The organism is Belnapia mucosa, assembly GCF_016775475.1.
Classification (GTDB): Bacteria; Pseudomonadota; Alphaproteobacteria; order Acetobacterales; family Acetobacteraceae; genus Belnapia; species Belnapia mucosa.
The window spans coordinates 486,784-503,379 of the sequence record NZ_JAEUXJ010000002.1 but is presented as its reverse complement, the minus strand read 5'-3'; the positions used below and the strand labels follow the sequence as shown (position 1 = coordinate 503,379).

The following is a 16,596-nucleotide window of genomic DNA, read 5'->3' as shown; positions in this document are numbered from 1 at the left end:
GCCCCCGCAAGGCCCGCCCGGGCGGAAGGGCTTCACCCTTCCGCCAACGTGAGACGGCTCAGGCGCCGGCGACGCCGGAGACCTTGGCGACTTCGGTGGCGAAGTCGGGGCCGACCGGCTTGTCGATGCCTTCGCCGAGCTGGAAGCGGGCGAAACCGGCGAGGTTGCCGCCGGTCTTCTGCACGATGGCCTTCACCCGGCTCTCGCCGTCATGCACCCAGACCTGCTCCAGCAGCACCACTTCCTCGTAGTACTTCCGGATACGACCCTCGACCATCTTCTCGATGATCGCCTCGGGCTTGCCGCTGGCGCGGGCCTGCTCGGAGAGCACGGCCTTCTCGCGCTCGAGCGCGGACGGATCAACCGCGGAAACATCCAGGGCTTCCGGACGGGTCGCGGCGACATGCATGCCGATCTGGCGGCCGAGGCCCTCCAGCGCATCGATCTCCGACTTGCCCTCGAGCGCGACGAGCACGCCGATCTTGCCGAGGCCGGGGCGGATGGCATTGTGGGTATAGGTCGCCACCGTGCCGTGCTCGACCTCCAGCCGGCGGGCGCGGCGGATGGTCATGTTCTCGCCGATGGTGGCGATCAGCCGGGTCAGCTCGTCGGTGACGCTGTGGCGCGTGCCCGGATAGGTGGCGGCCTTCAGCTTCTCGACATCCTCGCCGACCGAGAGCACGAGGCCTGCGACTTCGGAGACGAAATTCTGGAACTGCTCGTTGCGGGCGACGAAGTCGGTCTCGGCATTCACCTCGACCATGCCGGCCACCTGCGGGCCGCTGGCGACACCAACGAGGCCTTCCGCGGCGACGCGGCCGGACTTCTTGGCAGCGGCCGAGAGGCCCTTCTTCCGCAGCCAGTCGATCGCGGCTTCCATGTCGCCATTCGCCTCGACCAGGGCCTTCTTGCAATCCATCATGCCGGCGCCGGTCTTGTCGCGCAGGTCACGGACCATCACAGCGGTAATTTCGGCCATGGATCAATCCTCCATAGGAATGCGGCCGCCCATCGGACGGCCGCCTCGTGTTCCAATCCAATATCCCCGCCAAAGCGGGGCGAAGCGTCAGCCCTGGGCCGGCGCCTCGGCATCGGCGACGCGCACCGCCTGGTCGTCCGCCGGGGTGCTGCCCTCGGCCGCGGCGGCGGCGATGAACTCGTCCGGGGTCGCCTCCTCGGCAGCGGCGCCCAGCGCCTCATCCTCCGGCAGCTCCTCGACCGCGCCCATATCGACGCCGGAGGCCTGCAGCCCGGCCGAGATGCCGTCGATGACGGCGCCGGCGATCAGGTCGCAATAGAGGTTGATCGCGCGGATCGCGTCGTCATTGCCCGGGATCGGGAAGGCGACGCCCTGCGGATCGGCATTGCTGTCCACCACGGCGATGACGGGGATGCCGAGCTTGTTGGCCTCCTCGATCGCCAGCTTCTCCTTCACCACGTCGATGACGAAGATGATGTCGGGCAGGCCGCCCATCTCCTTGATGCCGCCGAGCGCGCGGTCGAGCTTCTCCTTCTCGCGGGTCAGCATCAGGATCTCTTTCTTGGTGAGACCCTGGATGTTGCCGCCGAGCTGCTCCTCCATCTGCTTCAGGCGCTTGATGGAGCCGGTGATGGTCTTCCAGTTCGTCAGCATGCCGCCGAGCCAGCGGTGGTTGACGTAATACTGGCCGCAGCGGGTCGCGGCTTCCGCCACATACTCGGCCGCCGCCTTCTTGGTGCCGACGAAAAGGACGCGGCCGCCGGCCGCTACCACGTCGCGGACGGCGCGCAGCGCGCGGTCCATCATCGGGACGGTCTGCTGCAGGTCGAGGATATGGACCTGGTTGCGGACGCCGAAGATGTAGGGCGCCATGCGCGGGTTCCAGCGCCGCGTATGGTGGCCGAAATGGACGCCTGCCTCGAGCAGCAGGCGGAGGGAAACCTGGGGCATCGCCATCGGGGCGAAATCCTTCCTGTCAGTCCGGTTGGGCCTCCGCGGCGCCTTCCCGGGGTTGACCCGGGACCGGACCCTGCCAAGTGGAAGGGCGCGCCGCGTGCGAATTCGCCGCACCAGGCAGTGCCCGGCCACGACGCGGCGGCATATGGCATGGTGGCCGCCCCGGGGCAAGGCCCGGGGCGGACCGACTAGCGGCGCTCCACCCCCCAGAAGACCGGGAAGCTGAAGGGGACCACGCCCCGAAGATCGGCGCGCCAGGCGGGCGGGCCGGCGAATTGGCCGCCGGGGATGAAGGTGACGGCGTCATGCACCACCGCCTGCAACTCGTCGGCCAGCCGCCGCTGCTCCTCCGGCGTGGCCGCCTCGGAATAGCGGGCGGTGAGGTCCTTCAGCCGCGGGTCGCAATACCAACCGGGGTATTCGACGCAGTTATAGGCGATCAGCGGATTGGCCAGCGGGTTCACCAGATCGACCCCGTTGAGGACGATGGGCGCGACCGACCAGCCCCCCTGCTCCACCGGCGCCCGGCTGAGGCGCTTCTGGGCGACCGTCGCGTAATCCGTGCTGCGCAGGTCGACATTGAACCCCGCCCGCCGCATCTGGTCGGCCATGACGAGGCCGATCGGGTTGAGCAGGGCCGAGGCTGCGGCGTGGAGGAAGACCACCGGCTCGCCCCGGTAGCTGCTGGCGCGCAGCAGGGTCCGCGCCCGCTCGGTCGAGGCGGCCCGCAGGCCCTCCGTCCCCGCCTCGGTCGTCCCGGCGGCGTTGCACATGTAGATCGAGCCGCACCAGGGCACGACCATGTCGTCCGGCAGGCCCATCGCCGCCATCACCTCCGGCTGGAGGATGGTGGCCTGCAAGGCGCGGCGAACGGCAGGGTCGTTGAAGGGCGGCACCGCATGGTTGATGTTCAGCACGGCCAGGAACTGGTCGATGCCGCGCGGCTGGCCGACCAGGATGGCCCGGTTGCGCCGCATCCGGGCGATGAAGTCGAAGGGCAGGACCTCGAGGAAGTCGAGCTCGCCGGCTTCGAGCGCGGCGGCGCGGGTCGCCTGGTCGGCGATGCTGAGCAGCTCGATCCGCTCCATCCGCGGCACCTTGCCACCGGCCAGCGCCGAGGGCGGCTCCTCCCGCGGCCGGTAGCGCGGGTTGCGGACGAAGCTGGCCCGCTCGCCGGGGCGCCATTCCGATTGCAGGAAGCGATAGGGGCCAGAGCCGATGATCTCCGGCACCGGCAGGTTCGGGTCATGCGCGGCGAGCCGGGCCGGCATCATCACCGGGATGGTATGCCCGGCCTTGCCCAGCGCTTCGATGACGAAGGCGAAGGGACGGTTGAGCCGGATCTCGAAGCGCCGGGCATCGACCACCCGCATCTCGCGCGTCGCCGCCATGAGCTGGCCACCCAGCGCCTCCCGCTTCGCCCAGCGGCGGATGGAGGCGACGCAGTCCTCGGCCGTCACCGGCTGGCCGTCGCTCCATTCCAGTCCCTCGCGCAGGGTGAAGCTATAGGTCAGGCGGTCCGGGCTGATCTCCCAGCCCTGCAGCATCTGCGGCCGGTACTGCCCCTCGGCATCGAGGCTGACGAGGGTGTCGAAGACCAGATAGGCGAAGACCCGCGTCGCATTGATGGTGGTGACCAGCGGGTCGAGCACCTGCAACTCGGTGTTGAGCGAGACGCGCAGCGTGCTGCGGCGGTCCTGCGCCAGGGCGGCGCAGGGCAGCAGCAGGAGCAGCAGGGCGAGACGGCACAGCCTCATGGACACTCTCCGAGGGGCGTTGGGCCGTGGCTGGCGATTCTTGGCCGCCTATTCGGCGGCGGCGGCATCCTTGCGGAAATGGGCGTAATTCTGGCCGCGGAACCAGGCCATGTATTCGCCGACCGTCTGGGCCGGAAAACGCGGCGGGTTGGCTTCGCTCACGCAGGTCGGCAGCGCCTCGATCCTCGTCTCGGGATCGGGGTGGAAGAAGAAGGGGATCGCGTAGCGCGGCGACTGCATCGTGTTGAAGGCACGGTGCGGCGTCGAGAGGAAGCGGCCATTGGTCCAGCGGTTCAGGATGTCGCCGGTATTGACCACGAATGTCTGCGGGATCACCGGCGCCGAGATCCACTCACCTTCCTGGGTGCGGATCTGCAGCCCGGGCACCGGATTCTGCGCCAGCAGGGTGAAGAAGCTAGAATCCGTATGCGGCGCGATGCCGTATTCGTCGGAGCCATAGGCGACCGGCGGGTAATGGGTCAGCCGCAGCGAGCTGAGCGACTTCCGGCAGAGCGGCGTGAAATAGTCCGCCGGCATGTCGAGCGCCCGGGCATAGACCGGCAGGAGCCGCAGCGCGAGCGCCTCCAGCGCCGCGAAGTAGCGCAGCGTCACCTCGCGGAATTCGGGGATCGCTTCCGGCCAGCGATTGGCCGGGCGCTGCGGGTCGCGTTCCGGATTGACGAAGAAGGCCTCGTTCTCGTTCGGCTTGCGCTCGGCGACGAGGCCATTGGCGCGCGTCGTGCTGCTCTTGTAGGGCAGGTAGCCCTGCATGGCGTCGTCAAGCTTCACCGCCATCTTCGCCTCGAGCGGCTGGGCGTGGAAACGCGCGGCGGCGTCGAAACTCGCATCCACCAGCGACCAGGGCACGCCGTGATTGGCGATGAAGAGGAAGCCGACCGTCTCGCAGATATGGCGCAGCCGGGCGGCAGCTTCCTCCAGCGCGCCGGGCTCGCCGGCGAAGGCGGGGCCGAGATCGAGAATGGGGATGGCGGCGTCGGACATCGGCATATTCCTTTCGCGCTGAGGCGGTCCGTCCCGGCGCCAGCATGCGGGAGAGGAGGGGCGCGGTCAAACCGCCATGGCGCCTATTTCACCACCGCCACCCGCAGCGCATTGGTGGTGCCCGGCGTGGCGAAGGGAACGCCGGCCGTCACCACCACCTCCTGCCCGGGCACGGCGAAACCCTCGGCCTGCGCGGCACGCAGCGCCTTCGCCACCATGTCGCTCATCGAATGCGGCTCCTGCGAGACCAGCGGGTGCACGCCCCAGACCACGGCCAGGCGCCGCGCACTGGCCATGCTGGCGGTCAGGCCGAGGATCGGGCAATCCGGCCGCTCCCGCGCGACACGCAGGGTGGTCGAGCCGGTCGAGGTGAAGGTCGCGATCACCTGCGCCTGGATGGTATGCGCCACCTGCCGCGCCGCGGCGGCGATGGCGCCGGCGCTGGTCGGCTCCGGCTCGGGCCGGGAATTGTCCGTCAGGTGGCGCCAGCCACCATCCTGCTCCACCCGCGCCACGATGCGGTCCATCATGTTGACCGCTTCGAAAGGATATTGCCCCGCCGCCGTCTCGGCCGAAAGCATCACCGCATCGGCGCCGTCGAAGACCGCCGTCGCCACATCGGAGGCCTCGGCGCGGGTCGGTGCGGGGGCGGAGATCATGCTCTCCAGCATCTGCGTCGCCACCACCACCGGGCGGCCGGCGGCGCGGGCGGCGCGGACGATGCGCTTCTGCACCAGCGGCACCTCCTCCGGCGGCAACTCCACGCCGAGATCGCCGCGCGCCACCATGACGCAATCCGTCAGGGCCATGATGGCGTCGAGATTCTCGACCGCCTGCGGCTTCTCCATCTTCACCATCACCAGGGCACGGCCGGCACAGATCGCCTTGGCCTCGGCGACGTCCTCCGGCCGCTGGACGAAGCTGAGGCCGATATATTCGACGCCCTGGTCGAGGACGAAGGCCAGGTCCTCCCGGTCCTTCTCGGTCAGCGCCGGGATCGGCAGCGCCACATCGGGGACATTGACGCCCTTCCGGTCGGAAAGCGGGCCGCCGACCATGATCTCGGTCTCCAGATGGTCCTCGCGCACCCGGGTGACGCGCAGCCGCAGCTTGCCGTCGTCGAGCAGCAGCGAGGTGCCGATCTGCGCCGCCTTGATGATCTCCGGATGCGGCAGCTGCACCCGCCGCACATCGCCCGGATTGGGACTGAGATCGAGGCGGAAGGGCTGCCCGGCCTGGAGCTGCACCCGCCCGCCTTGGAAGCGGCCGACCCGCAGCTTCGGCCCCTGCACATCGGCGAGGATGCCGATCGGCCGTCCCACCTTCGCCTCCAGCGCACGGATGATGGCGATGCGCTCGGCATGGTCGGCATGGTTGCCGTGCGAGAAGTTGAGCCGGAACACATCCGCCCCCGCCCGATACAGCCGCTCAATCACCTCGGGGCTGGTGCTGGCCGGGCCGAGGGTCGCGACGATCTTGGTGCGGCGGCGGCGGCGCAGCGGGATGCGGGTGGCCATGCGGGGCGTATTCCCTTCCATCGGGGGCGTGTGGAGGTCCGGCCGCAGCCGATGCGGCGGCAGGTCCAGCAGGCGGGCGAGCTCCGCAACCCGGTCCGCCGGCACGCGCTGCCATTGCGAGACGGCGGCAGGGGAAATGCCGAGCGCGCCGGCGATGCGGGTGACGGCGCCGCGCCGGGCAAGGATCTCTTCCAGGGCTGGATCGCGCATGCGGCCAACTTAGGAATGTTAAGCTGGCACGCCTAGGGCCCCGACGGGCTTAAATTTGAAGACGTTTTTAAGTCACCAGCACCGCCCGGACATCATTCACATTGGTCAGGGTCGGCCCGGTCACGATCATGTCGCCGAGCACGGCGAAGACCCCGTAGCTGTCATGCGCCGCCAGCATCGCCCGCGGGTCGAGACGCGCCGCCTGCGCCCGGGCCAGCGTATCCGGCGCGGCGATGGCCCCCGCCGCATCGGACTTGCCGTCGATGCCATCCGTATCGGCCATCAGCGCCCAGATGCCGGGATGCCCCTCCAGCGCCAGGGCGAGGCCGAGCAGCCCCTCCATGCTCCGCCCGCCGCGCCCGCCGGCGCCCTGCGGCAGGGTCACGGTGGTCTCCCCGCCGGAGAGGATCAGGCAGGGCGGCGCCACCGGCAGCCCATGCGCCGCGGTGCTGCGGCCGATGCCGGCCAGGACCTTGCCAAGCACCGCCGCCTCCCCCTCCAGCGCATCGCCGAGGATGACCGGCGTGAGTCCCAGCGCCTCCGCCTCGCGCGCCATGGCCCGCAGCGCCATCAAGGGGGTGGCGATCATGCGCAGCTCCGTCCCGGCAAGCCGCGGATCTCCGGGCTTCGGGCTCTCTTCCCGCGCCTCCGCCAGGTGGCGGGTCACGGCGGGCGGCAACTGCATCCCGTAATGCGCGACCAGCGCCCGCGCCTCGGCGAAGGTGGTGGGGTCGGGGACGGTGGGGCCGGAGGCGATGACCGCCGGGTCATCTCCCGGCACGTCGGAGATGGCGAGCGTCACCACCCGCGCCGGATAGGCCGCCGCCGCCACCCGCCCGCCGGAGAAGGCCGAGAGATGCTTGCGGATGCAGTTCATCTCCCCGATCGGGGCGCCGGAGCGCAGCAGCTCCCGGTTCACCGCCATCAGGTCGTCCAGCGAGAGGCCAGCCGCCGGCAGGGTCGAGAGGGAGGAGCCGCCGCCCGAGACCAGGAACAGCACGAGATCCTCGGCCGAGAGCCCGCGCAACAGGTCCAGCATCTCCGCTGCCGCCGCCGCGCCGGCCGCATCCGGCACCGGATGGCTGCCGAACCGCACCGCGATCCGCCGGCCCGGCGGCGGGTCCGGCACATCGGCGCCATGGGTGGTGATGACGAGGCCCGAGAGCGGCCGGTCGGTCCAGGCGCGCTCCACCGCCAGCGCCATCTTCGCCGCCGCCTTGCCGACGCCGATGACGATGGTCCGGCCGCGCGGCGCCTCCGGCAGATGCGCCGGCAGGGCAGTCAGCGGGTCGGCCGCCGCCAGCGCCGCGGCGAAGACCCGGTGCAGTGCCGCCCGCGCCGCCGCATCCCCCCAGCCTGCCGCCATGCCCATGCCCCTCCCCTTTGCTCGGGGCGCAGTATGGACCATCTAGGCAGCAACCGAGAGGGAGAGCCCTATGCCCGCACCCGAGATGGACACCGCCACCCGCACCGAGCTGGAGGCCGCCGCCTTCCGCCGCCTGGTCGAGCATCTGCGCGAGCGGACCGATGTGCAGAATATCGACCTGATGAACCTGGCCGGCTTCTGCCGGAACTGCCTGTCCAAATGGTACCGCGCCGCCGCCGAGGAGAAGGGCATCCCGCTGGCCGACCCCGATGCACGCGAGATCATCTACGGCATGCCCTACAAGGAGTGGCAGGCGAAGTATCAGCAGGAGGCGACTGCGGCGCAGAAAGCGCAATTCGCTGCGGCGAATCCGGGCCACGGTTGATCTTCGTTGCTGCCGGCCCCGGGGCGCGGTAGGAGCGCCGCCCGCCTTGGAGCAGAGCAGCAGATGAGCGATAGCGATATCGATATCGAGGACGAAGCCCGGGCCAGCCGTGCCCGCCAGGCGGCCGACCCGGACCCCGAGGTGGGTGGGATCGCGGTGGACCGCCTGCGGTCCATCATCGAACGGATCGAGCGGCTGGAGGAGGAGCGCAAGGCCCTCGCCAACGATATCAAGGACATCTATGCCGAGGCGAAATCGGCCGGCTTCGACGTGAAGGTCGTCCGCCAGCTCATTTCGCTGCGGAAGAAGGAGCCGGCCGAGGTGGAGGAGCAGGAGACGCTGCTCGACCTCTACAAGCGCGCGCTCGGGATGTAATCCGCACCGGGCCGGCCCCGAGCCTTGACGAAGCGGGACCGGCCCCAATTTTCTGAGATTGATGAACTCGGCGGCCGCCCCACCGCCAACCATCCGGCATGAGGCAGCGCTGACCCAATCCGCAGAATCAGAAACCCTGGACGCCAGCCCGGCCTTCCTGGCCGGTGGCGGTGCCATGGGGGCGCTGATGCGCGCCGCGGACTGGTCGCAATCGCCGCTCGGGCCGCCGGAGAGGTGGCCGGCCTCGCTGCGGACCGTGGTCGGGCTCATGCTCGCCTCCCGCTTCCCCATGTTCGTTGCCTGGGGGCCGCGGCTCGCCTTCCTCTATAATGATGGTTACGCGCCGATCCTCGGCGCTAAGCATCCGCGTGCCCTCGGCCAGCCTTTCCAGGACATCTGGGACGAGATCTGGCCCGATATCCTCCCGCTGGTCGACCGGGCGCTGGCTGGCGAGGCGACCTGGTCCGAGAATTTGCATCTCGTCATGGAGCGGCACGGGTATCCCGAGGATACCTGGTACACCTTCTCCTACAGCCCGGTGCGGGACGAGACCGGCGCCATCGCCGGCATGTTCTGTGCCTGCACCGAAACCACCGGCCAGATCCTCGCCGACCGCCAGCGCGCCGCGGCCGAGGCGGCGCTGCGCGAGAGCGAGGCGCGCTTCCGCAACATGGCGGACCATGCGCCGGTGATGGTCTGGACCACCGATCCGGGCGGGCATTGCACCTATCTGAATCGCCGCTGGTACGAATTCACCGGCCAGGCCCCCGCCGCGGGTGAGGGGTTCGGCTGGCTGGATGCCCTGCATCCCGAGGATCGGCCCCATGCCGAGGCCAGTTTCCGCGCCGCCGACCGCGCCCGCCAGCCCTTCCAGTCCGACTACCGGCTGCGCCGCGCCGATGGCAGCTACGCCTTCGTCCTGGACGCCGCGGCGCCGCGCTTCGGCGAGGATGGCGAGTATCTCGGCTATATCGGCTCGGTGCTCGACATCTCGGAGCGCCATGCCGCGACCGGCGCGGTGGCCGAGAGCGAGGCGCGCTTCCGTGCCCTGGTCGAGGCCTCCGCCCAGATCGTCTGGACCACCGATGCTTCAGGCGCGGTGCGGGCCGATTCCCCCTCCTGGCGCGCCTTCACCGGCCAGAGCGTCGAAGACTGGATCGGCTTCGGCTGGCTGGATGTGGTGCATCCCGAGGACCGCGCCCGGGCCGAGGCAACCTGGCGCGACAGCGTCGCCCGGCGCATCGCCTATGAGGTCGAATACCGGCTGCGCCACCATGCCGGCGGCTGGCGCTGGACGCTGGCCCGCGGCGTGCCGCTGCTGGATGCCGAAGGGCATCTCCGCTCCTGGGTCGGGATGAACATCGATATCGAGGAGCAGCGCCAGGCCGAGGCGGCGCTCCATGCGCTCAATGCCCAGCTCGAAGGACGGGTGGAGGAGCGGACGCGCGAGCGCGACCGGATCTGGCTGCTCTCCCAGGATCTCATGCTCGTCGCCCGCTTCGACGGCAGGGTGATGGCGGTGAATCCGGCCTGGAGCCAGATGCTGGGCTGGCCGGCGGAGGAACTCCTCGGCACCAACTTCCCCGACCTGGTCCATCCGGAGGACCAGGAGGCGACACTCCGTGAATGCTCCCGCCTCGCCAATGGCCTCGCCACGCTGCGCTTCGAGAACCGCTACCGCCACCACGACGGAAGCTGGCGCTGGATCTCCTGGACCGCGGTGCCGGCCGAGGGGATGATCCATGCAGTGGGCCGCGACGTCACCGCCGAACGCAGCGCCGCCGCCGCGCTCCACGCTGCCGAGGAACAGCTCCGCCAGGCGCAGAAGATGGAGGCCGTCGGCCAGCTCACCGGCGGCATCGCGCATGACTTCAACAACCTGCTGACCGGCATCATCGGCTCCCTCGCCCTGCTGAAGAAGCGGGTGGCGGAGGGGCGGGCCGGCGAGGCCGGGCGCTATATCGATGCCGCGACGCAATCGGCGCAGCGCGCCGCGGCGCTGACCCAGCGGCTGCTGGCCTTCGCCCGGCGCCAGCCGCTCGACCCCCGCGCCGTGGATGTCGGCGTCCTGGTGCGGTCGATGGAGGAGCTGCTGCGGCGGACCATCGGCGAGGCGATCCGGCTCTCGATCTCCATCGCGCCGGGCCTGCCGCCCACCCTCTGCGATCCCAACCAGCTGGAAAGCGCCATCCTCAACCTGGCCATCAATGCCAGGGACGCCATGCCGGGGGGCGGATCTCTGACCATCAAGGCTGCGCCTGTCCGGCTGGATGCGGCGGCCGAGGTCGAGCCGGGGGAGTATGTGGCGCTGACGGTGACCGATACCGGCACCGGCATGCCACCCGCGGTGATGGCGCGCGCCTTCGACCCCTTCTTCACCACCAAGCCGACCGGCCAGGGCACCGGGCTCGGCCTGTCGATGATCTATGGCTTCGTCCGCCAGTCGGGCGGCAGCATCGATATCCGTTCGGCCCCCGGCGAGGGCACGGCGGTGCAGCTCTGCCTGCCGCGCCATGCCGGCGGCGCCATGCCGGCCCGGCCGGCCCCGGTCCCTGGCCTTGCCGGGGCGCCCAGCGCCGCGCTCGGCGAGACGGTGCTGGTGGTCGAGGACGAGCCGGTGGTGCGCGCGGTGATGGTCGAGGTGCTGCGCGACCTCGGCTACCAAGCGCTGGAGGCGGGCGACGGGCGGGAGGCGCTGGCGCTGCTGGCGGAGGGCCGCCGGCTCGACCTGCTGGTCACCGATGTCGGCCTGCCCGGCGGGATGAATGGCCGCCAGCTCGCCGAGCAGGCGCGGGAGGCGCGGCCGGGGCTGAAGGTGCTCTTCGTCACCGGCTATGCCGATGCCGCCGGCCTGACCGGGGAGGTGCTGGCGCCTGGCACCGCCCTCGTCACCAAGCCCTTCGAGGCGGGACTGCTGGCACGGCGGATCCGCGGGCTGATCGAAGGCTAGGGCAGGTCCCGCGCCGCCTCCGCCAGATGCGCCCGCAGATGCGGCGCGAAGGAGCGGGCGACCTCCAGCCGCCAGCGCGCCGGGCCGCGCCGCCACAGCACCACCTCCACCTTGCCGTAGAGGCTGCGGGTGCAGCCGCCCTCGGGGATGGTTTCGAGATCGAGCGGGCAGCCCTCGGCCAGGAGATCGAGCGCCCCCTCCCCCTCCACCGGCAGCGCGAGGAATCCGTCCGAGACGTCGACCAGCGAGGCCGGGGCGCCGCCCCGCGCCGCTTCCAGCGCCGGGAGCAGGGCCGCGGCCGGCGCATCCTCGGCCAGCAGCAGCCATTCATCGGGACCGAGGCGGAGGGCAGCGCGCGGCCCCGCCTCGGCGGCCCGGAGCATCGGTCCACCCAGGTCGAGGCCGAAAGCGGCGCCGAGGGCGGGCAGTACCGCCGGGCCGGAGCGGAGCGCGATGCGGGCAGGCTCAGCCATGCAGGCGCTTCCCTTCCGGATCATGGAAGACCGGCGGGACGATCCGCAGCGGCGCGGGCGTCCCATCGCGGCGGGTGGCGAAGACCCGCTCCCCCATCCGCCCCCGCCCGCCGGCCAACAGGCCGAGGGCGATCGGCCGCCCCAGCCAGGCGCTGCGATAGGCCGAGGTCACATGCCCCTCCGCCGCCCGCGCCTCCGCAGCCGGCAGAAGCTGCGCCCCCTCCTCCGGCAGCCAGTCGCCATCGGGCGCCAGGCCGACGAGCTGGCGCCGGCCGGGCCCCTGCATCCCCGCCCGTTCCAGCCCGCGCTTGCCGATGAAGTCCCGCTTGGCCCGGCCGATACACCAGCCGAGGCCAAGATCATCGGGCGTCACGGTGCCGTCCGAATCCTGGCCGACGATGACGTAGCCCTTCTCGGCCCGCAGGACATGCATCGCCTCGGTCCCATAGGGGGTGAGGCCATGCGGCGCCCCGGCCTCGAACAGCGCGGCGCGCAACGCCTCGGCTTGGCCGGCGGTGACATTCACCTCATAGCCCAGCTCGCCGGTGAAGCTGAGGCGGAAGAGCCGGGCCGGGATGCCGGCGACCCGGCCCTCCGCCACGCCCATATGCGGCAGGGCGGCGAGGTCGATCCCCTCGACCAGCGGCGCCAGCACGGCGCGGGAGGCCGGCCCCTGCACCGCCAGCACCGCCCAATGCTCGGTGGTGGAGGTGAGCCAGACCTGGAGGTCCGGCCACTCGGTCTGGCGGTAATCCTCCAGCAGGTGCAGCACCCGGGCCGCGCCGCCGGTGGTGGTGGTCACATGGAAGCGGTCGGGGGCGAGGCGGGCGATGACGCCGTCGTCGTAGAGGAAGCCGTCCTCGCGCAGCAGCAGGGCGTAGCGGCAGCGGCCGGGCTGCAGCCGGTGCAGCGCGTTGACATAGCAGCGTTCCAGGAACTCGGCGGCGTCCGGGCCAACCACCTCGATCTTGCCGAGGGTCGAGGCGTCGAGCAGCCCCGCCGCCTCCCGCACCGCGCGGCATTCTCGGGCGACCGCCGCCTCCGCGGACTCACCGGTCCGGGGAAAGGCGCGGGCCCGGAGCCAGGGGCCGACCGGCTCGAACTCCGCTCCCCGTGCCCCGGCCCAGCCATGCAACGGCGCGGTGCGCAGCGGCTCGAAGAGCGGGCCGCGATGGCGGCCGGCAAGGGTCCCGAAATTCACCGGCATCGTGGGCGGGCGGAAGGTGGTCAGGCCCAGCTCGGGCAGGTCCACCCCTTGTGCCGCAGCCGCCACCGCGAGGCCCATCAGCCCGCCGGCCTTGCCCTGGTCGGTCGCCATGCCGGTGGTGGTGTAGCGCTTCACATGCTCGATCGAGCGGAAGCCTTCCCGCACCGCCAGCGCGATATCGGCGGTGGTGACGTCGTTCTGGAAATCGACGAAGGCCTTGCGGGCGCCGAGCGCACCGGCGGCGATGGCCCGCGCCGGCAGCGCGGTGGAGCGGCGCGGCGGCGGCGCCCAGGCCTCGCCACGCCCGGCGGCGGCGCCCTCGGCCAGCGCCTCAGCGAGGTCGAGGCTGCCGTTGCAGGCGCCGGCGCAGGCCAGGTCCTGCACCGATTCGCCGGGTAGGAAGGCATCCAGCGCCGCATCCCAGCGGGCCCGCCCACGCGATTGGGAAAACAGCTGGATATCCGGCGTCCAGCCGCCGGCCATCAGCAGCAGGTCGCAGGGGATGGCCTCGGCCCGGGTGGCATCCGGCACGCCATCGGCGCGGAGCGGCGCCGCCAGCACGCCCGTCAGCCGCGTCCCGCCCCGCGTGCCGGCGACACCGTGTCCGGCGAGCAGCCGGATGCCGCGCGCCGGTGCCTGGGCAGCGAGGTCGGGCGGCGGCGTGGCCCGGAGGTCGAGGATGGCGGCGAGGCCCACGCCCCGATCCGCCAGGGCGAAGGCCGCGGCATAGCCGCTGTCATGCGCCGCCAGCAGAACCGCCCGGCGTCCCGGCAGCACCGCCCAGCGCCCGGCATAGGCGCGAGCCGCTTCTGCCAGCATCACCCCCGGCCGGTCATTGCCGGCGAAGGGGATCGGCCGCTCATAGGCGCCGGTCGCCAGCACCACCCGCGCGGTCCGCACCTGCCAGAGCCGCTCGCGCAGCCCGTCCGGCCGGTCCAGCGCCTCGGCCAGACAGAGGTAGTTCTGCAGCCCGTAATGGAAGGTGGTGGTACGGGTCAGCAGGCGGATGCGCGGATGGGCACGGATTGCCGCGACCCGCGCCGCCAGCCAGTCCGAGGCCGGCTGGCCTTCCACCATCGCCTCGGGCGTCGCCAGCAGCTGCCCGCCCGGCTCCGTCCCCGCCTCGCAGAGGATGACCCGCCCGCCTGCCTCGGCCGCCGCCAGGGCCGCGGCGATGCCGGCCGGGCCGGCGCCCACCACCAGCACCTCGCAATGGGCGAAGCGGTTGGCATAGTGGTCGGGGTCCGGCGCCGCCGGGGCGCGGCCCAGCCCGGCCATGCGGCGGATCAGCGGCTCCCAGCGCCGGTGCCAGGCCTCGCGCCCGGGGCCGATGAAAGTCTTGTAATAAAAGCCCGCCGGCAGCAGCGGCGCGGCCAGCCCCGCCACCGAGGCCAGATCAGCCCGCAGCGAGGGCCAGCGATTCTGGCTGCGGGCAACGAGCCCCTCCTCCAGCGGCACCAGCGTCGCCGGGATGTTCGGCTCGCGCCGGCCCGGGCCGCGGTCGAGCTCGACCAGCGCATTCGGTTCCTCGGCGCCCGCGGCCAGCAGTCCGCGCGGCCGGTGATATTTGAAGCTGCGGCCGAACAGCGTGATGCCATTCGCCAGCAGCGCCGAGGCGAGGGTGTCGCCGGCGAAGCCCCGATAGGCGCGGCCGTCGAAGGTGAAGCGGAGCGGCTGGCTGCGGTCGATGCGGCCGCCTTCGGGGAGCCTCATGGCGGTGGCTCCTCGCCCGGCGCATAGGTGGCGGCGATGCAGTCGGTGAGGGTGTGGCGGCGGGCATTGAAGAAGCGGCCGCAGCCATGCGCGTGCCGCCAGCGCTCCCGCGCCCAGCCGCGCGGATTGGCGCGTTCATAGAGATAGGCGGCCCATTCGGCATCGGTGGCGGCAGCGGGCCTCGCCAGATGCGCCTCGCCGGCATGGCGGAATTCGATCTCGGGGCGCTCGCCGCACCAGGGGCATCGGATCAGCAGCATCAGTGCGCGACCGCCGCCGCCGCGGCCTCGTCGATCAGCTGTCCCGTCGTGAAGCGGTCGAGGCTGAAGGGTGCCGCGATCGGGTGCGGCTCGCCGCGCGCGATGGTCGCGGCGAAGACATGGCCGGAGCCCGGCGTCGCCTTGAAGCCGCCGGTGCCCCAGCCGCAATTCACGAACAGGCCCGGCACCGGCGTCAGGCCGATGATCGGCGAGCGGTCCGGCGTGACATCGACGATGCCGCCCCAGGCGCGCAGCATCCGCATGCGGCGGAAGATGGGAAACAGCTCGCAGATCGCCTCCAGGGTATGGCCGAGGATCTGCACCCCGCCGGCCTGGCTGTAGCTGGGGTATTGGTCGGTGCCGGCGCCGATCACCAGCTCGCCCTTGTCGGACTGGCTGATATAGGCATGCACCGTGTTCGACATGACGACGCAGGGGAAGACCGGCTTCACCGGCTCCGAGACCAGGGCCTGGAGCGGAAAGCTCTCCAGCGGCATGCGCAGCCCGGCCATGGCCATGACCAGGCTGGTGCTGCCGGCGGCGACCACGCCGATGCGCCGCGCCCGCACCGGGCCCTTGCTGGTCTCCAGCCCCGTCACGCCCGCTGCGTCACGGGTGATGCCGGTGACCTCGCAGCCCTCGATGATGTCGACGCCGAGCGCACTCGCCGCCCGCGCATAGCCCCAGGCCACCGCATCATGCCGGGCAACGCCGCCCCGCCGCTGCAAGGCGGCGCCGAAGACCGGCCAGCGCGGCGTGGCGATGTCGAGCGGCGGGCAGAAGGCCTTGGCCTCCGCCGGCGTCAGCCATTCATTGTCCACGCCGGCGAGGCGGTTGGCATGGACATGGCGCAACCCGGACTGCACGTCGTGATGGCTGTGCGCCAGCATCAGCACCCCGCGGGGGCTGAACATCACATTGTAATTCAGCTCGGCCGAGAGCCCTTCCCAGAGCTGCACCGCATGGTCGTAAAGCGCGGCGCTTTCGGGGAAGAGGTAGTTGCTGCGGATGATGGTGGTGTTGCGGCCGGTATTCCCGCCGCCGATCCAGCCCTTCTCGAGCACCGCGATGCGGCCGAGCCGGTATTCCTTGGCGAGGTAATAGGCAGTGGCGAGGCCATGGCCGCCACCGCCGACGATCACCGCATCATAATCGGGCTGCGGCCGGTCGGGGCTCCGCCATTGCGGCGTCCAGGCGCGGTGGCCGCGCAATGCGCCGCGCGCCAGGGCGGCCCAGGAAAAGCGTGTCATCCGGCCCCTGAAGGATGCTCAAGGCTGCCGGTTTACCGCCCCCCGTGAGGGACGCCTAGCGGGACTGGGAGAGCGCCGCGGCCGCGGCCACCAGGCCGAAGGCCCAGGGCAGGATGGAAAGAAGCTCGTTCATGACCTGTATCCCTGATCGGCCGGCCCCAGCCCGAGGAGGTCCGCCGGATTGCTGAAATGCAA

Annotated in this window: 13 protein-coding genes; 3 read left to right on the top strand and 10 right to left on the bottom strand. The window is 71.3% G+C overall.

All coding sequences use genetic code 11. The features are described from left to right. Positions 1–58 precede the first annotated feature (58 nt). The 6 genes from tsf to JMJ55_RS06950 all read right to left on the bottom strand — a co-directional run bounded on the left by tsf (position 59) and on the right by JMJ55_RS06950 (position 7,788). The gene (gene tsf / locus JMJ55_RS06975; protein ID WP_202824788.1) at positions 59–979 is read right to left on the bottom strand and encodes a translation elongation factor Ts; all 921 of its coding nucleotides are present in this window, start codon (positions 977–979) and stop codon (positions 59–61) included. Between the two features lie 87 nt (positions 980–1,066). Then, positions 1,067–1,936, bottom strand: coding sequence for a 30S ribosomal protein S2 (rpsB, locus tag JMJ55_RS06970; protein WP_236033456.1), 870 nt, complete (start codon positions 1,934–1,936; stop codon positions 1,067–1,069). Between the two features lie 188 nt (positions 1,937–2,124). Further along, complete coding sequence (locus JMJ55_RS06965; RefSeq protein ID WP_202824787.1) at positions 2,125–3,693, bottom strand: ABC transporter substrate-binding protein; 1,569 nt, start codon at positions 3,691–3,693, stop codon at positions 2,125–2,127. Between the two features lie 48 nt (positions 3,694–3,741). Beyond that, positions 3,742–4,695 (bottom strand): isopenicillin N synthase family dioxygenase, encoded by a 954-nt coding sequence (locus JMJ55_RS06960; RefSeq protein ID WP_202824786.1) that lies wholly within the window; start codon positions 4,693–4,695, stop codon positions 3,742–3,744. Positions 4,696–4,778: 83 nt separating this feature from the next. Continuing rightward, positions 4,779–6,212, bottom strand: a complete 1,434-nt coding sequence (gene pyk / locus JMJ55_RS06955; RefSeq protein WP_202825015.1) for a pyruvate kinase — start codon at positions 6,210–6,212, stop codon at positions 4,779–4,781. Between the two features lie 277 nt (positions 6,213–6,489). Next, the gene (locus JMJ55_RS06950) at positions 6,490–7,788 is read right to left on the bottom strand and encodes a glycerate kinase type-2 family protein (protein ID WP_202824785.1); all 1,299 of its coding nucleotides are present in this window, start codon (positions 7,786–7,788) and stop codon (positions 6,490–6,492) included. Positions 7,789–7,858: 70 nt separating this feature from the next. On the opposite strand from JMJ55_RS06950, the gene JMJ55_RS06945 reads away from it, so the two are divergent. From JMJ55_RS06945 to JMJ55_RS06935, 3 genes are all read left to right on the top strand, one after another. Continuing rightward, entirely contained in the window at positions 7,859–8,173 is a 315-nt protein-coding gene (locus tag JMJ55_RS06945) for a DUF1244 domain-containing protein (protein WP_236033455.1), read from the top strand. Between the two features lie 63 nt (positions 8,174–8,236). Then, on the top strand, positions 8,237–8,548 hold the full coding sequence (locus JMJ55_RS06940) for a DUF2312 domain-containing protein (RefSeq protein ID WP_202824784.1): 312 nt from the start codon (positions 8,237–8,239) through the stop codon (positions 8,546–8,548). A 61-nt stretch (positions 8,549–8,609) separates the two neighbouring features. Then, positions 8,610–11,498 carry a hybrid sensor histidine kinase/response regulator gene (locus JMJ55_RS06935; RefSeq protein ID WP_202824783.1) on the top strand — a complete coding sequence of 963 codons (2,889 nt, stop codon included), beginning with the start codon at positions 8,610–8,612 and terminating at the stop codon, positions 11,496–11,498. Here JMJ55_RS06935 and JMJ55_RS06930 read toward each other — a convergent pair. The 4 genes from JMJ55_RS06930 to JMJ55_RS06915 are packed head-to-tail and all read right to left on the bottom strand — an operon-like array spanning position 11,495 to position 16,401. After that, entirely contained in the window at positions 11,495–11,971 is a 477-nt protein-coding gene (locus tag JMJ55_RS06930; protein ID WP_202824782.1) for a sarcosine oxidase subunit gamma, read from the bottom strand. The two genes, JMJ55_RS06935 and JMJ55_RS06930, sit on opposite strands and share 4 nt — an antisense overlap. Further along, entirely contained in the window at positions 11,964–14,891 is a 2,928-nt protein-coding gene (locus JMJ55_RS06925) for a sarcosine oxidase subunit alpha family protein (RefSeq protein WP_202824781.1), read from the bottom strand. The genes JMJ55_RS06930 and JMJ55_RS06925 overlap by 8 nt, the downstream gene beginning before the upstream one ends. Further along, the gene (locus tag JMJ55_RS06920) at positions 14,888–15,151 is read right to left on the bottom strand and encodes a sarcosine oxidase subunit delta (protein WP_202824780.1); all 264 of its coding nucleotides are present in this window, start codon (positions 15,149–15,151) and stop codon (positions 14,888–14,890) included. Before JMJ55_RS06920 ends, JMJ55_RS06925 begins: the two co-directional genes overlap by 4 nt. Further along, positions 15,151–16,401, bottom strand: a complete 1,251-nt coding sequence (locus tag JMJ55_RS06915; protein WP_202824779.1) for a sarcosine oxidase subunit beta family protein — start codon at positions 16,399–16,401, stop codon at positions 15,151–15,153. Before JMJ55_RS06915 ends, JMJ55_RS06920 begins: the two co-directional genes overlap by 1 nt. Between the last annotated feature and the right edge of the window lie 195 nt (positions 16,402–16,596).

Bases quoted from the DNA above. Each gene is read 5' to 3' on its own strand.
- tsf (WP_202824788.1), bottom strand. From the start codon at position 979: ATGGCCGAAATTACCGCTGTGATGGTCCGTGACCTGCGCGACAAGACC.
- rpsB (WP_236033456.1), bottom strand. From the start codon at position 1,936: ATGGCGATGCCCCAGGTTTCCCTCCGCCTGCTGCTCGAGGCAGGCGTC.
- JMJ55_RS06965 (WP_202824787.1), bottom strand. From the start codon at position 3,693: ATGAGGCTGTGCCGTCTCGCCCTGCTGCTCCTGCTGCTGCCCTGCGCC.
- JMJ55_RS06960 (WP_202824786.1), bottom strand. From the start codon at position 4,695: ATGTCCGACGCCGCCATCCCCATTCTCGATCTCGGCCCCGCCTTCGCC.
- pyk (WP_202825015.1), bottom strand. From the start codon at position 6,212: ATGGCCACCCGCATCCCGCTGCGCCGCCGCCGCCGCACCAAGATCGTC.
- JMJ55_RS06950 (WP_202824785.1), bottom strand. From the start codon at position 7,788: ATGGCGGCAGGCTGGGGGGATGCGGCGGCGCGGGCGGCACTGCACCGG.
- JMJ55_RS06945 (WP_236033455.1), top strand. From the start codon at position 7,859: ATGCCCGCACCCGAGATGGACACCGCCACCCGCACCGAGCTGGAGGCC.
- JMJ55_RS06940 (WP_202824784.1), top strand. From the start codon at position 8,237: ATGAGCGATAGCGATATCGATATCGAGGACGAAGCCCGGGCCAGCCGT.
- JMJ55_RS06935 (WP_202824783.1), top strand. From the start codon at position 8,610: ATGAACTCGGCGGCCGCCCCACCGCCAACCATCCGGCATGAGGCAGCG.
- JMJ55_RS06930 (WP_202824782.1), bottom strand. From the start codon at position 11,971: ATGGCTGAGCCTGCCCGCATCGCGCTCCGCTCCGGCCCGGCGGTACTG.
- JMJ55_RS06925 (WP_202824781.1), bottom strand. From the start codon at position 14,891: ATGAGGCTCCCCGAAGGCGGCCGCATCGACCGCAGCCAGCCGCTCCGC.
- JMJ55_RS06920 (WP_202824780.1), bottom strand. From the start codon at position 15,151: ATGCTGCTGATCCGATGCCCCTGGTGCGGCGAGCGCCCCGAGATCGAA.
- JMJ55_RS06915 (WP_202824779.1), bottom strand. From the start codon at position 16,401: ATGACACGCTTTTCCTGGGCCGCCCTGGCGCGCGGCGCATTGCGCGGC.